At 46.3% G+C, this 14970-nt stretch carries 13 protein-coding genes; 8 read left to right on the top strand and 5 right to left on the bottom strand.

Features of this window, described 5'->3' with window-relative positions:
- Complete coding sequence (locus tag WD077_09945) at positions 1-939, bottom strand: hypothetical protein (protein MEX0967550.1); 939 nt, start codon at positions 937-939, stop codon at positions 1-3.
- Positions 940-1343: 404 nt separating this feature from the next.
- On the opposite strand from WD077_09945, the gene WD077_09940 reads away from it, so the two are divergent.
- The 4 genes from WD077_09940 to WD077_09925 all read left to right on the top strand — a co-directional run bounded on the left by WD077_09940 (position 1344) and on the right by WD077_09925 (position 5005).
- Complete coding sequence (locus tag WD077_09940; GenBank protein MEX0967549.1) at positions 1344-2900, top strand: GH3 auxin-responsive promoter family protein; 1557 nt, start codon at positions 1344-1346, stop codon at positions 2898-2900.
- A gap of 20 nt (positions 2901-2920) precedes the next feature.
- Positions 2921-3559, top strand: coding sequence for a gliding motility lipoprotein GldD (locus WD077_09935; GenBank protein MEX0967548.1), 639 nt, complete (start codon positions 2921-2923; stop codon positions 3557-3559).
- 169 nt (positions 3560-3728) lie between these two features.
- The gene (locus WD077_09930; GenBank protein ID MEX0967547.1) at positions 3729-4172 is read left to right on the top strand and encodes a hypothetical protein; all 444 of its coding nucleotides are present in this window, start codon (positions 3729-3731) and stop codon (positions 4170-4172) included.
- A gap of 56 nt (positions 4173-4228) precedes the next feature.
- On the top strand, positions 4229-5005 hold the full coding sequence (locus WD077_09925; GenBank protein ID MEX0967546.1) for an alpha/beta fold hydrolase: 777 nt from the start codon (positions 4229-4231) through the stop codon (positions 5003-5005).
- Between the two features lie 14 nt (positions 5006-5019).
- Here WD077_09925 and WD077_09920 read toward each other — a convergent pair whose 3' ends face one another.
- The 3 genes from WD077_09920 to WD077_09910 are packed head-to-tail and all read right to left on the bottom strand — an operon-like array spanning position 5020 to position 9885.
- Positions 5020-6243: a PepSY-associated TM helix domain-containing protein gene (locus tag WD077_09920; protein ID MEX0967545.1), complete on the bottom strand. Its 1224-nt coding sequence runs from the start codon at positions 6241-6243 to the stop codon at positions 5020-5022.
- Positions 6244-6262: 19 nt separating this feature from the next.
- Positions 6263-7468: a DUF4374 domain-containing protein gene (locus WD077_09915; GenBank protein MEX0967544.1), complete on the bottom strand. Its 1206-nt coding sequence runs from the start codon at positions 7466-7468 to the stop codon at positions 6263-6265.
- A 29-nt stretch (positions 7469-7497) separates the two neighbouring features.
- Positions 7498-9885 carry a TonB-dependent receptor gene (locus WD077_09910; protein ID MEX0967543.1) on the bottom strand — a complete coding sequence of 796 codons (2388 nt, stop codon included), beginning with the start codon at positions 9883-9885 and terminating at the stop codon, positions 7498-7500.
- A 260-nt stretch (positions 9886-10145) separates the two neighbouring features.
- Between WD077_09910 and WD077_09905 the strand changes: the two genes are divergently transcribed.
- Genes WD077_09905 through WD077_09895 form a run of 3 tightly spaced genes read left to right on the top strand, consistent with a single transcriptional unit; the run spans position 10146 to position 12264 of the window.
- Complete coding sequence (locus WD077_09905) at positions 10146-10448, top strand: DUF2089 family protein (protein ID MEX0967542.1); 303 nt, start codon at positions 10146-10148, stop codon at positions 10446-10448.
- Positions 10445-11050: a hypothetical protein gene (locus WD077_09900; protein ID MEX0967541.1), complete on the top strand. Its 606-nt coding sequence runs from the start codon at positions 10445-10447 to the stop codon at positions 11048-11050. The genes WD077_09905 and WD077_09900 overlap by 4 nt, the downstream gene beginning before the upstream one ends.
- A complete protein-coding gene (locus WD077_09895) occupies positions 11047-12264 on the top strand; it encodes an alpha/beta fold hydrolase (protein MEX0967540.1) in 1218 nt (405 codons plus the stop codon). The genes WD077_09900 and WD077_09895 overlap by 4 nt, the downstream gene beginning before the upstream one ends.
- Here the strand turns inward: WD077_09895 and WD077_09890 are convergent, their stop codons facing one another.
- The gene (locus tag WD077_09890) at positions 12265-13926 is read right to left on the bottom strand and encodes a M1 family metallopeptidase (protein MEX0967539.1); all 1662 of its coding nucleotides are present in this window, start codon (positions 13924-13926) and stop codon (positions 12265-12267) included.
- Between the two features lie 271 nt (positions 13927-14197).
- Here WD077_09890 and WD077_09885 point away from each other — a divergent pair, with 271 nt between their 5' ends.
- Positions 14198-14731 carry a hypothetical protein gene (locus WD077_09885; protein MEX0967538.1) on the top strand — a complete coding sequence of 178 codons (534 nt, stop codon included), beginning with the start codon at positions 14198-14200 and terminating at the stop codon, positions 14729-14731.
- Positions 14732-14970: the final 239 nt, after the last annotated feature.

The following is a 14970-nucleotide window of genomic DNA, read 5'->3' as shown; positions in this document are numbered from 1 at the left end:
TTATTGATACTTCTTCAGAGAAATAATCTTTACCGGCAGAGGCAAAGGTTCAGAAGGAAACAGAGCGGCCATTGCAGAGGCTTCGCTCAACGTCCAATGCCCGGTAAGACTAAGGCTGGTGTTTCCTGAAGACTGTTTGATCACTGGATAGCTGATCACCTTTCCGTCAAGTAACACACCAATATTTTTCCCTGAGTTTCTTTGGGCCAGTTCATCCATTTTACGCTGGCCTTCAGGTGTAAATTCAATTTGCAGTTCAACCGGTTTTCGCTTCCGTTGCTTTACCGCCACCTCTTTTACGTGCATTCCTGTAAGATTAAAGGCAGCGTTGCTATCAGGATATTTCTTAACGGCAAATACCTCGAAAGCCGCATCTCCTGAGTTCACGGGCCGGGATCCCAGTGCCAGATGTACATTCTCCGGCAACAGAAATTGCACCTCTTCGCTTTTTGAAAAATGATAAAAATCAGCGGTATCCGGAATATTTACATAGCCCGTAACCGGTCCTGTCTTTAGCTTTATCGCACCCGCGTCATCAGTTGATGTGCATGGGCGAAGGTATTGTAAAACCGGGCGGAGATGCAGTGCTTCTCCGGCATGAGAAGCCGCACCGCCATGCGAAGTGGCTGCAGCAGCGGGAGCCGAAGCAGAAGCCTCCGCAAGCAATTCCCCAGGAACCGGTTTCATTTTTTCATTTACCTGTTCCAGCACCGGAAAAAATTCCAGATTGTCATAAACTTCATGTATACCAGTCTCTCCCCGGCTTTGCAGGAGCATTACCATATCCGGCATTCCCCTCAATTGCATGATGTCAACCTCAATGGTTTGACCAGCCTTCCTGATCGTAAATTCACCACCCTCTAAAGCGGAGGAGATCCGCTTCGCCAGGATTTTTTCCAGCTCGTTCACCTGCTCAGGTGTTGCACCTTCAGCTTCCATGATATAAGTGATTTTCCCGCCACTTGCTTTTTCTGAGTGATTACATGAAGCTGCCAAAAGCAACAGCAATAATGAGATTGAAATGAAGGAGGGGAAAAGCAAGGATTTCATATGACAGAATAATAATTAGTAAGTAAATACACTGATTGGTTGTTGGTTTTATATTGAATAAGAAACAAGGCTCAACTTCGTGTAAAATGGGTTTGTAATATAACCATTTTTATGGCAACGATGTTGGGTATTTTTGCTGATTTCAGGATAAGTGTTAGTACTTAGTTTGATGTAGGTTGTCGCCTCCTGCAGTGGTTTTTTTTTAACAAGCCAATTAATCTTACCGGATTTATTCATATTTTCCTGCGATCAGGAGGGTATAATGATTTGCAACAATTAATCTTTGCATCGCTATGGGCGTAATAGGATTGGTACTAAAGAACGGACTGGGGCTAACTCGCTACCTCCCTGCGCAAAAAGGCGATACCGGATTGCTGCAGGTTCGGGAATTACAACGGTTGCTGCAAAAAGCTGCCAACACCGAATTCGGGAAAGAATACCGTTTCAATGAAATTTTAAAGCAGGCCGATATTGTTGCGGCTTTCCGGCAGAGAGTGCCGGTGCATTCTTATGAGGATATGTCGAGATGGTGGCAACTTTGTCTGCAGGGCGAAAGCTCTGTAACCTGGCCTGGAAAGGTTGCTCATTTCGCCCTCAGTTCAGGAACTTCTGAGGGCGCTTCCAAATATATTCCCGTAACGCGGAGTATGCTCGCAGCTATTCAGCGTGCAAGCATCCGCCAAATGCTCTCACTAGCGAAATGCGATTTGCCACGCAGTTTCTTCGAGAAAGATATAATGATGCTGGGAGGCAGCACCAGCCTCGACTACAATGGAATTCATTATGCCGGTGATCTTTCTGGAATTACCACTGGGAACCTGCCCATCTGGTTTCAACCGTTTTATAAACCCGGCAAACGTATTTCGGCCAACAGGAACTGGCAGGAAAAGCTGGATGCGATTACAGAGCAGGCTCACAAATGGGATGTGGCTGCCGTAGTTGGCGTTCCTTCCTGGATACAGCTTTTGATGGAAAGAATTATCAGCCATTACAAGGTGGAGACTATCCATGACGTATGGCCTAACCTGATGGTATTTACCCATGGTGGCGTTTCCTTCGATCCATATAAAAGGAGCTTTGAAAAGCTGTTGGGAAAGCCTCTGATTTATCTGGAGACTTACCTGGCTTCAGAGGGATTTATCGCATATCAGGCTGAACCCGGTGCAGGAGGAATGAGAATGCTTTTACGCAATAGAATATTCTATGAATTCATTCCTTTCAACAACAATAATTTTGACAGCACCGGTAATCTGGAGAAAAACCCTGAGGCCCTTACCTGGGCCGATGCGGAGGAAGGGAAGGATTATGCCCTCATAATGTCAACCTGCGCAGGGGCCTGGCGCTATCTCATTGGCGATGTAATTCGTATTATTTCAAAGGAAAAGCAGGAAATCAGGATTATTGGCCGTACCAAACAATTCCTTAGCCTGGCCGGTGAGCACCTTTCAGTAGAAAACATGAACAAAGGAATTGAACTTACCGCTGCGCAAATGAATATTCACGTAACGGAATTTACAGTGGCCGGTGTGCCGGAAAATTCCGGATTTGCTCATCACTGGTTTATCGGAACAAATGATAAAGATACAGACCCACATAAACTTACAGAACACCTGGACAGTACCTTAGCTACTCTGAATGATGATTATCGCGTTGTTCGCCAAAATACACTCAAAAGAATCACAGTTACCATAGTTTCTCCGGACCGGTTCCGCCAGTGGCTGAAGAAGAACGGAAAGGAAGGCGCGCAAATTAAATTTCCCAGGGTGCTGAAAGAGGCACAATTCAGGGACTGGAGAGAATTTTTATCGGAATCCGCAGATTCTGCAGGCGCGGCCGGGGCCAGCCTTTAATTTCTTTTAAAGTTCTCATAATGCGTAATTCTATTTTCTTTTTGATCTTAATCCTGAGCTTAGGTTTTATTGCTTCGTGCGATGAGTCCCCTACGCCCAGGCGATACACCTACTTCAGGATCCCATTCCCGGAGAAACAGTACCAGAAATTTGACAGCACCTGTCCTTTTACCTTTCGCCACCCGGTTTATACCAGCATACAGGCAGATCAGGACCGGGATGCACAACCCTGTTATATGAATCTCGTTTTCCCTGATTTTAATGCTAAGATCCATATCAGTTATAAAAAGATTACTGACAATGAATCCTTATATGAGCTGACAGAAGATGCCTTCAGATTTGTGGTGAAGCACAACGTAATAGCGGAGGGATATGAACCGGAGTTGATCACACTAACTGACCATGATGTGTATGGATTGCTCTACAAAATACAGGGCGATGTGGCCTCCTCAATCCAGTTCTTTGTGACGGATAGTACTGACCATTATTTACGCGGAGCGCTCTATTTTAATGCGGCTCCAAACCGTGATTCGCTGCAGCCTGTAATTGATTTTATTCGCGCGGATATTGATACTATGTTGCAGTCGTTGAAATGGAAACAAGCTGAACTGCCTGGGGAAAGTGGAATGGGATTAGGGACAACTCAGGCGCAGGAATAAGCGCTGTGGCGTTTGTGCCTTTTTTCAGCAGATAGTAAAGTGCCCGTCATTTCCGGTATTATCCGGAATACCTCCTTTGCCGGGGCCTTGAAATAGTTTATCGAAATATCCCAAAATGTCGCACACTTGCATTGCAAAAATTGTTTATGTTTGAACATCATTGCCAATTATGAAAACAACAATTTTATACCTCATGCTGCTGGCTTTCTGCCAAACCGCAGGCGCTCAAAGCCATACCTGCTACAGCAAGGAAGTGGATTATAAATCTGCACAGCATCTCTTCAATCTCCAGGAGAAATATGACGTATCGGCCTCCAAGGCGCAGTATATTACTCCTCAGCAACCTTACGAAGGGCATATTATCCTGGAGCCTGGCGATGAGGCCGTAGTTTGTCTCATCACAGAAAAAGAGGCGGATCAGGTGACGATCACAATTACCAAACCTGACGGACAACCTGTTAAGGACCTGAAAACGGAGCAACCTGAACATAATGCAGGAATCGCCTACTTCACAGCAAAGGTTGCCGGCACTTATATCATCACCTGCACAGTGCAGCGAAATTCCGGTTTTGATAGCTGCGCTGCCGTGCTTTCTGGTAAGGCACGCCAGTAATTTCCGCACATTTATTCTGCTTTGCTGTATATCCCTTTACAGCAATTCCATTTTATATGCGACTTAATTTTAAAAAGTATGGCCAGGACGGCCCGGTGCTCATTATCCTTCATGGGCTCTTTGGCAGCCTGGACAACTGGCACACGCTGGCCGGCAGATTTGCCGAAGACTTTTGCGTATTTACAGTAGACCAGCGTAATCACGGAAAATCACCCCACTCCGATCATCATAATTACAGGTTGATGGCAAAGGACTTAGCAGAATTCATGGAGCAGCATGAGCTGAAAACCGCTGCAGTCCTGGGACATTCGATGGGCGGCAAAACGGCTATGCAGTTTGCTATGCAATTTCCTGAAAAGGTTGAGATGCTATTGGTAGCTGATATGGCGCCCAAAGCGTATGATCCGCATCATGACAGCATAATAGAAGCGCTTGAGAATCTGGATCTGGATAAAGTTAATAAACGCAATGAGGCTGATGAGCAGTTGGCGCAATACATCAAAAGCGAGGGTGTGAGGCTTTTCCTGCTGAAAAACCTGGCGCGAAAAGAAAATGGAGGTTATCGCTGGAAAATGAATCTGCCGGTAATTTCTGACCATTATGAAGAGATCAGCGCTGCATTGGAAGCAGGAAAGCCATTTGAGAAACCTGCGCTTTTTATTCGCGGAGAAAATTCCAATTATATTTTAGAGGAAGATCAACCTGACATCCGCAAGATCTTTCCCGCAGCTCTTTTTGCCACAGTAAAGGATGCCGGCCATTGGCTCCACGCTGACCAGCCGGACACATTTTATTCAATTGTGAAAACTTTTATAGAGCAGAAACAGGCCTGAGCCATTACAGCCTGTCAAGCTTCAGCTTCCAGCAACTCTGTGCGCTTCACCTTTTCCGAATGGGTCTTAACCTGCCGCATGGTTCGTATCCTTCCCCTGCGGTTTTCAGGAAGCGTCTTTTTCGCCTTTTTTCGCCTGCCGAGCCATAGCATAAACCCGGTAATGGGCAGACTGGCAGCAAGGAGGCTTGCAAAAAAGGCCATCAGTTTTCCTGGTAATCCTAAAATGGCGCCTGTATGAATGTCGTAGTTCATGCGGTTAAGCTTTTCGGCTATGCTGGCATCGTCAGAATATTTTCCCCGGAGATGATTTACCGGAAGCTCCTCCAGCGTATTTCTGTCAAAATAATAATAGCTAAGCTGATAGTAGGTTTCCATCCCAGGATTGGCCATCACTGTAATTGGATCCGCAGGTCGTTGCGGGACGAAGATGGCCATTGCCATATCGGGCCCGGCTTCCTGCCTCACTTTATACCATGCTTTGTCTATGGGGTCGGAGGTGGCAGAAGCCCTGGTATCTGATGCCGGGCGCGCGTACTCCGGCAACGATTCTCCACCTGAAGCTACCCAATACACGGAGGTCTCCATCCATTTAAAAGCCCAGACCAAGCCCGTGATCACAATAAAAATAGCCACCCATGACATGTAAAAGCCCAGCACATTATGGAGGTCATAGTTCACCCTGCGCCAACGGGCTGTCCATTTTATTGAAAAACGTTGTTTGCGTGCAGCGATGGATTTTGGCCACCACATGATGATTCCGCTGATCATCATGAAGAGAAAAATCAATGACGCATAAGAAATGATGTCAGTTCCAATATCTCCCGGCAATAAAAGAGAAATATGGAGATAAAGAATAATAGTGAAGAAATCCCTGCGCAGGTTTTTTACTTTAATTACATCTCCGGTATACTGATTAATAAAAACGCTGTAATAATGCCCATCTTCTCCATAAAAGAGGGCATACGCTGCGTGGCCGGGATCCTCTACGTACAGCCGTTGTAGTTGCTTATCAGGAAGTTCAGTGCGGGCAATATCCAGAAGTTCAGATGGTGCCAGGCTTACCTCCTGTGGAGTTACAAATCTCCAGGGTTGTGTTAACTCCTGGATCTCGTGCTGAAAAACATAGATGCAGCCGGTAATGGCGACTATGAACACCACCAGCCCAGACGCCAGTCCGAGCCAGAGGTGTAATTTACCAATAATTGATCTGAAGGTATTTTTCCTTTTACCGGCCATGTTATTTCAGATGGGGCTTTTAATTGAGGCTGTAGATACCCTGAACTTCCTGTCCTTTGATCAGGGCGCCCTTTACGGCTGTTGAACTTGCCGGGTCTATTTCATAAATGTGTGCATCAGTGCCGGTAGTAATATTCATGTACACTTTATCATTTTTCAGCAGAACTGGGGTAGAGTACTGGCCACCGTGCAAGGGCACTCCACTGACCTCAGTTACGGTTTGCGCTTCCAGGTTGATGAGCACGAGCTGGCAAATAGGATTAGTTACGGTGAAGGCGCCCCACAATTGGCTGTCATCTGTAACCATTCGCCCGATTGCCATCCCATTACCGATATAATGGAACCATGAAAGCTTTTTGCCTCCGGCAGCGCTTTCAATATCCAGGAAGTAACCCGCGTCAAATTCGTTCTCGCCATTTCTGATGCGAAGAATTCCGGATTTTTTGGGCGTACTGGTAAAACCACAAGCCAACGAAGCAGCCGAATAACCATACAGATCACCGTTTTCGGTTTTGATCATTCCTGATGCGTTTCCATAAATACCGATGGGCCCCATGCGGGTATCTTTTATGTAGCGTTTCAGTTCCAGATCAGGATAGGAATATACTGCGACATAAGCCGTATCAGCCGAGGGCGTAGTAAAATCTCCGCGGGCATGGAGCAGGTAAAACGGAACAAATACTTCGTTGCCGCGCTGCACAATCGCTGTAGGCCATGCCACCAGGGAATCTTCCCTGTTTTCATAAATAGAGGTCGGTACCTTAGAGATGATAGAAACTCCGTTGGCATCTATCCTGTGGAAAACCCGGTCTATAAAAGCACCGCGCGGAACTTCCATCGCCAACAATACATCATCATCCATCTCGCCTGCCACATCAAGTGTGGTCTGGAAAACGAAACGGCCCTTTTCCACAAGTTGGCCGCTGTCATCAATGTGGTAGCCGATGCAGTTATTGTCATCACCATAACCAATGCTGAAAACGGTATTATGGGCACTGGTAAAATAGCGCCAGCCGGTTTGCTCTATTCCTTGTCCCTCTGCTGTCAATTCACCGCTCATGATATTATCGGCAGCAAGAAGATAGTCAGTAGATTCAGCGGAGGTGCCTTGTGCCCGCAAAGCGATTACGTGTTCAGGGGCATTTTCAGGCTGATCTACAGGCTCGTCTTTTTTGCAACCGGAAATCACGGCAGCACCAATAAGAAGGACTATTAATGACTTCATTTTTAATACGTTCATTGTTATTTAATTTATTAATTTTTAGATAAAAGTTGAGGTTTTGATTCAATGAAACAGCGGAGTTTCAAGTAGAAACTTCTCCCGGGCTTTTGGAGCCGGAAATGGTCGTATGCAATATTATCAGCGATGTTGTTGCTGCCCAACGTCACATTGTACCGTCCATCGCGGGCAGAGTAGGTGGCTGATAAGTTTTGCAGGAATTGATGTGGAATAATGTGCTTGTTGGAAGGATCTCCGAGGCTCGGCCATTTCAGAAAATATTCCTCCACGTACCGGGCGCTCCAGTTCAGGGCTATCCTGTCATTTTCAAAAAAGACATTGCGCTGCTGAATCCCGGCCATTACGTTTCCAAAAAACCAGGGGATATTGGGAATACGATCCAGGTAAACATAGCTCCGGGTCTGTCCGTCAAATTCGGTGGTATTGATTATATCCTGATATGTAGCATTCATTCCCAGGATCAGGAAACGGTTCCAGGTATAATGAAACCCGGCCTCAATTCCACTGCTGCGGGCTTTGGCCAGGTTTACGTATTGGCTCGTAATGCCCGTTGCTTCTATACGGATCAGGTTTTTGGCATTTCGGTAAAAACCGTTTACCTCTGCTTCTATTTCATTTTTACCAGTGGCCTTTCTGAGGAGCAATCCCAGATTGGCATTATGGCTTTCTTCCGGTTCCAGCATCGGATTGTTCTGCAACAGCAGGCCATTCCCGAAGAGTTCATGCCCTTCAGGGAGCCGGTAAGTTTTTTCGTAAGATGTTTTTAGCTGTAAAAAATCTGTAAAGTAAAATGTGGAGGCAAGTCCAAATCCCGGTTTCCGAAAGCGGGAAATTTCGGCAGTCACTTCATCCTGATAGGATACGTTTATGACTTTAGAATCAAATACATAATATTTTGAAAAGAGGCTTGTTGACCATCTTTTTTGCAGCATTTCGAGTGTATGGCCTAGCGCCAGCACGCGTTTATTCAGATGATTTGGATTGGCAAAAGGAATGGGCGAAGTAGCCAGCGGATCCTCGCCAGTTCTTTCAAGATAGCTTTGCGTATAGTTGAAATCGGTACGGCTCCTACCTTTCTGGTACGAGGCGTTACCCACGGCCTGCACACTATGGTCGTTAAAAGTAAAAAGTGACTTCTGCCAGCTTGCCTCTCCTATGCGATGATTATTCCTGGTTATATAATTTCCAAACCAGTCATATTGCCGGGAACTGGTATCGATCACCCATGATTTTCTCTTTCCATAGGACAGATACGCATTTACACTTAAGCCTTTTTTCAGGAGATCCTTTTTGCTGTACTGAAGCGAAGGCATGATAAACTGATCACGCGTATGGACATCTCCGAAAACGCGGTCCATGCTTGTGCCATGCTGTAACTCATTCATATTTCCCGATGCCAGGACGCCCGCCAGCAACCGGTCGGCAACCTTCGTATTCATCAGGCCGGCTTCCACCTGTACCATCTGGGATTGATACGCATCATGAAAGCGCCTGAGCCTGACCGGTTCGCCATAGCTTCCTGTGGCAGGATCAGCCACTTGCACATCCACCTCATAATCATTATCAGAATAATTCAGGAAGGCCCGAGTACGAATTGCCAATCCTGTAGAGTCGTTTACCCACTGCCCGCTAAATGCCGTCCGGTGGGTATTGAAAGATCCGAATGAATAGGAGAGGTCTGCGAAATCCTGGCGTGTTTGCTTAGTAATAATATTGATGGCGCCTCCCAGTGCATCGGCACCCAGCGATACCGGCACCACACCTTTGTACACTTCCACTCGTTCCACCAGGTTCACCGGCAGGTTGTTCAATGACATGGAGGAACCGAAGTTTTCCATTGGAATGCCATCAATAAAAAACTTGACCTGTTTCCCTGAAAGCCCGTTGAGGGAGAAGTTAAAATCTGAACCCAGCCCGCCTTCTTCACGGATATTTACGCCTGAAGAAGCATTCAGAAGCTGGTTAACGTCAGCATTGAGGTTCTGTACTGCGGCAACTTCCAGGGCATTCACAGAAAATGCCTGCTGTTTAATATCGGCTCTCACAGAATTCTCACGAATTGTTGCAGCCTTGAGCAGCAGCATGTCAGTTCGTAGTTCTGCATTTAGCCGTAATTGCTCACCAATATGGAGTTCTACTTCTTGCTCTAAAGCTTCATAACCGATCCCGGAGAAAATCAGGGTCGCAGTTCCTGCCGGAAGTCCGGAAAGTTGATAATTGCCGTTCACGTCCGTTGCCGTGCCGGTAGAAGTTCCTTTCAGCACTATATTGATCCCCACCGCTGCTTCGCCCTCTTGCCCCGTGACCGTACCTGCCACTGAAGCAGTTGATTGTGCTCCCGATTTGCCGGCAGCAAGTACCAGAATCAGGCAGTGTAGAATGAATAAAACAAGGAGTTTCAAGGCGGCTATTTTTATTTAGATCAATTCTAAATAGGAGCGCAAAGAACACAAGCCGCTTCGTCCTGTACAACTAATTCATGCAGATTTTCCAAAAAATGCCTTATGGAGGGGAAGCAATGATATACCCTTAATAAGGTAGCATCCGGATTTTGGTCTTTTTGATAAGGATGAAGATATTTTAATTTAAGACTAAAAAATATAAATATTATTTACATAATAATAAACATTATTTATATTTGTGGCCCAACTTGTAAATTTTGATGGCCGAAAGCGAAAAAAGATTTCCTCACCGCTGCCCGAGCTGCAGCCATCAGTTAAGTGTAAAGCGTCTGATATGCACGGAATGCGGAACGGAGGTGGAGGGCCTTTTTTCGTTACCTCCGATGGCCAATTTGTCGCAGGAGGAGCAGGAGTTTATCCTCCGGTTTGTAAAGGCAAGCGGCAGCCTGAAAGAAATGGCGAAAATCATGAAGCGAAGCTATCCCCTTGTACGAAACTACCTGGATGGGATCATCATCCGGCTGAACGAAATGGACCAAATCAAAAAGGACCCAAAACCATGAAGAAACTGCTGTTTCATCCCTTTGAGATTATTGCCGGGCGCACTGCCTTGATCGCTGGTTTGCTCGCCATCCTCCTAACCGGGGCACTATGCATTCCCGGCAATTTGCACCTGGATGGCGTGGTGGATGTTCACTATGGTGCTGCTGCACCTGCGTGGTTCTTTATCGTGCAGGGTTTTATCAACTGGCTGTCTCTTGCAGTGCTTCTGCTGGTTGCCGGGAAGATCGTTTCCCGAACGGCTTTTCGCGCCATTGACGTTTTTGGTACCACAGCTTTTGCACGCTGGCCCTTCCTGATCATTGCTCTTACAGCACTGGCTGTACCGGCAGCAGAGGTGCAGCAATATGTTGAACACACATTCATGGATCAGGGACCGGAACCCGGCATCAGTGCAGGTCATCTGGTGCTGTTTGCGGTTCATCTACTCCTCACCATCGTGCTGGTGGTATGGGCAATGGTGCTGAGCTACCGGGGCTATGCTGTTTCCTGCAATGTATGCGGAACGCGGGGCATTATTTCTTTCCTCATTGCGCTTTTTCTGGCAGAGGTGCTTTCTAAATTTCTATTTTATTTATTGAAAAATCAATTTTTAATGCCATGAATAAGATCTTACTCACCATTGTATTGTGCTTTGCAATTCAATATTTAATTGCACAGGAACAGGAGGTAACATTTAAAACGGATACGCTGACGCTCAATGGAACTCTGGCCGTTCCTGCGGGCAACGGCCCTTTCCCGGCAATTGTACTGGTACATGGCTCAGGCCCCAATTCACGGGATGAATCCATAGCGCTGACGGATGCAAATTCTGCCTGCCTTTTCCCGGGACTTTATGGCGATACGGTAAAAACATTTGCCGATCTTTCTGCGGCTTTTGTAGCGGAAGGCTACATCGTGCTGCGGTATGACAAACGAACACTGACACATGCTGCGTCTCTCAATCTCAAAGACATCACGATAAATGATTTTATCCGGGATGTACATAGTGCCCTGGATTTTCTGAGGTCGCATCCGATGGCAGACAATCAGCGGTTGATCCTGATGGGGCACAGCCAAGGCGGGAACATGATCAATATTGTGGCAAATGAGCGGGATGATGTGGCGGCCCTCGTAGGTTTAGCGGCACCCTCAATGGCGATTGACAGTGCGGTAGCCGGGCAGATCCGGCATATTTATACAGCTTGTGGAGACTCGAATTTTGGCAAAGCGCAGGCAGCTCAGCTCCTTGCGATTTTCACGCAGTTGCGCAATGGTACCTGGAATATGAATACACCCATCATGGGTGCCTATCCTGCTTTCTGGCTGGACTGGATCCACAAATCCGATTCATCAGTAGCGTATTACCGGACGGCTGATGTTCCTGCGCTTTTTATCCAGGGCACAGATGATTATAATGTGACGCCTGAAAATGCCTACCGCTTTCAGCAGCAACTGGGCGCATCAGCAGACGTTTATATTTTGCCTGGGATTAATCATTTCTTAACTGATTCCACCCACCCTGAAGTTGCAAAAGAGGTATCGGATACTATTCTCTACTGGCTTCGGAATTCGCCTCTGTCAACTATCGAAAAGAAGAGGGTAAGGTTGCAGGTATTGTATGACACCGTGGAAGGGAAGATCATTTTGCGCATCCCTGAAGGAAAAGATGTTCAGCATTTATCAGTGGAAACATTGAATGGCAAATCGGTAAACGCGGAATTTCAAAAAACGGATGGCGGGTATATTCTTTCTCCACAGGCATTGAAGAAGGGACTCTATGTAGTCCGGGGAAATATTGACGGGCAACCCTTTGCGCAGAAAATGTTAGTGCAGTAGTTATTCCTCCAGCAGCCTTATTAGGTATTTTTCCTCCGGCACGCTGAATTCCTGCCGCTTTGCTTTGCCAAGCTTTTGGCGGGTCCAGCCTGTGGTTACCGGCTGCAGCAGAAACGCTTCATTTCCAGCTATAGCGTTTACGGGCATGGCAAAATCTTCTGCACCGGCTTCCCAGCGGTAGCGGATCCGAAGTTTCCCCCATCTGCGCTGAAGTTTATAAACCAACACCGGCAGATGATCCTGTCGCAGATACTGATCAAAGAAAGCAGAAAAATCCTTTCCCGTTTTTTCATTAACAAAATCCACCCATATACGAGTAGTCACCGTTTGGTGCCGGAGCCGGGTAGCCCACTCATATAACAGCCGGTGCCATAGCGAGTCATCGTCCAGCACATTGCGAAGCGTATGCAATATCCAGGTGCCTTTATAGTATATGTCAGTACCTTTTTGCCAACGGTGGAAGTTCACATCCAACGGCCCTATGAGGGGTTCCTGGCTGGCAATGTAGCCACGTTGCATCATCAGATAATCTTCTGCGCGCTGCATTCCCTGGGTGCATTCCAGGTAAATGGCCTCCGTATAAGTGGTAAAGCCTTCGTGAAGCCACATTTCCGCATGGTCTGCTACAGTAAGGCTGTTGCCAAACCATTCGTGCCCGCTTTCATGGATTATTATAAAGTCAAATCCGAAGCGGTTATTCACATAATTATTTCCGTATGCTATCGCTCCCTGATGTTCCATACCCCAATAAGGTGTTTCTACCAGCGCATAGCCATCTTTTGGAAAAGGATAAGGCCCAAACCATTTTTCAAAACAGTCCATCATCGGTTTCACCTGTTGAAAATGTTGTTTGGCCTTTTCAAGATTGTCGGGCAGCACGTAATAATCCAGTTGAAGGGATTCATCCCCGGAGATCATCGAATCGGAAAAATGGTCGTACATCGCGATATTTACCGAAACATTATAATTATTAATAGGATAATGAACGAACCAGGTAAATCGTATATATCCATCGTTCAGGTTTTCCGCTTTGCGGAGGGTTCCGTTACTCACGCACATCAAGGCTTCAGGCACCTCGAAGTGCATCCTCATGCTGTCAGGCTCTTCAGAAAGATGATCCTTATTGGGCCACCAGGCGCTGGCACCCATTCCCTCGCAGGCCACGCCCACCCACGGATTACCGGCTGAATCTCTGCTCCATACGAACCCACCGTCCCAGGGAGGATTGTTAGCTACAACTGGCGCCCCCTGATAATATACTGTGAATTGATCGCGGGTTCCGGCAATTTGCCTTTTCGGAAAAGTGACAAAAGTTGCATTGCTGTCCCGCACGTATCGTAGTTGCTCTCCCCGGAACAGGATGCTGTCAATACTAAGATTTGAAAACAGATCTACCTGGAGCGTAGTGAAATCTTCTTCTACCTCAAAATGAATGGTGTTGCTTCCTGAGATATATTGGCGTTCGGGATCAATCCGGAGGGAGAGGTCATAGAACCGGACATCATAGCATGATCGAAAAGCAGTTAGCTTACCCCGCAACGTATCATGCCGGGTAAATTCTGTTGCAGGCAATGGTGTTTCCTGTGCCTGCAATTGGTGTGAAGTTGCAGATATTATAGGAACGAAAAGCAAGATGCGCAACCATATAGGGTGTAAATGCAAAGCCAGCATATTTGATGTTACCCGCAAAAGTCGGTAAACCGGTTATTTTGTTAACGCAAAGGATGGAATTGGCGGAATTCACACCTCTGGAAATTTGAGTTTTCATTTTAGTAACATGTATATTAAAAAGTTAAAATTTTGTAATAGAAAAATACATATTATACATTTAATCAGAGCATAAGCAGGAGATCTATAAACCCCAGGGTTATTTCAATTTATATCGTTTGTATTATAATAATGTTATAGAACTTTGGACGGGATAATTACTGCTATGAACCGTTATATACGAATTGCAATTGTTGCTGGCCTGGCGCTGTGGGCATTCTATGATCTCATGAATGAGCAATGGCTGATTGGTGGCCTGTTGGTGTTCGTATCACTTCTGCTGGCGCTGGGGTTTCTTCATTTCAGCAATGTGTGGAGCGCCTTCCGCAAGTTCCGGAGGGGAGACATTGAAAGTGCCAACAAGATTTTACTGGAAATAAAAGAACCCGAGAAGCTCAAAGGTGCTAACCGGGCCTATTTTCATTTTATGCGGGGGTTTTATGAGTTGCATAATGATCATCCAAAGCCGGCCATTCTTCAGCTTCAGCAGGCACTTGAAGCCGGTATTAAAACGGAACATGACCGTGCTATTGCACATTTTGGATTGGCAGGCGCCAACTTCGATCTGGGAAGGATCAGTGAATCACGTATTCAATTGCACAAGGCGCAAGAACTGCCGCATAAGGAAAATCTTCAGCAGAAATTAATTGAGCTGGAGCTGCTCCTTGACCAGCGCGAACACGGAAACCAAAAGAAATAGGCATTACCACAGTTCCCTGGGGTTGGTTGATTATTCCGCTACCTTGAAGTCGCGCCTCCAGACTTCAATCAGGAACATGTATAAATTCCGGTTAATTACCTGTCGGTTCAAAAAAATAAGGTATTCCAAAACTTTTGAGGGATAGATCATCGTCCTGTCATTCCGCACTTAAAGCACCGCCTGTTTAGTTTTTCTACGCTGATATTTTAAATATTAATTACCTGTAAGAAAGGTTTTAT

It is taken from the genome of Bacteroidia bacterium (assembly GCA_040880525.1).
In the GTDB taxonomy this organism is placed as follows: domain Bacteria; phylum Bacteroidota; class Bacteroidia; order CAILMK01; family JBBDIG01; genus JBBDIG01.
This window is presented reverse-complemented; position numbering and strand designations above follow the sequence as displayed.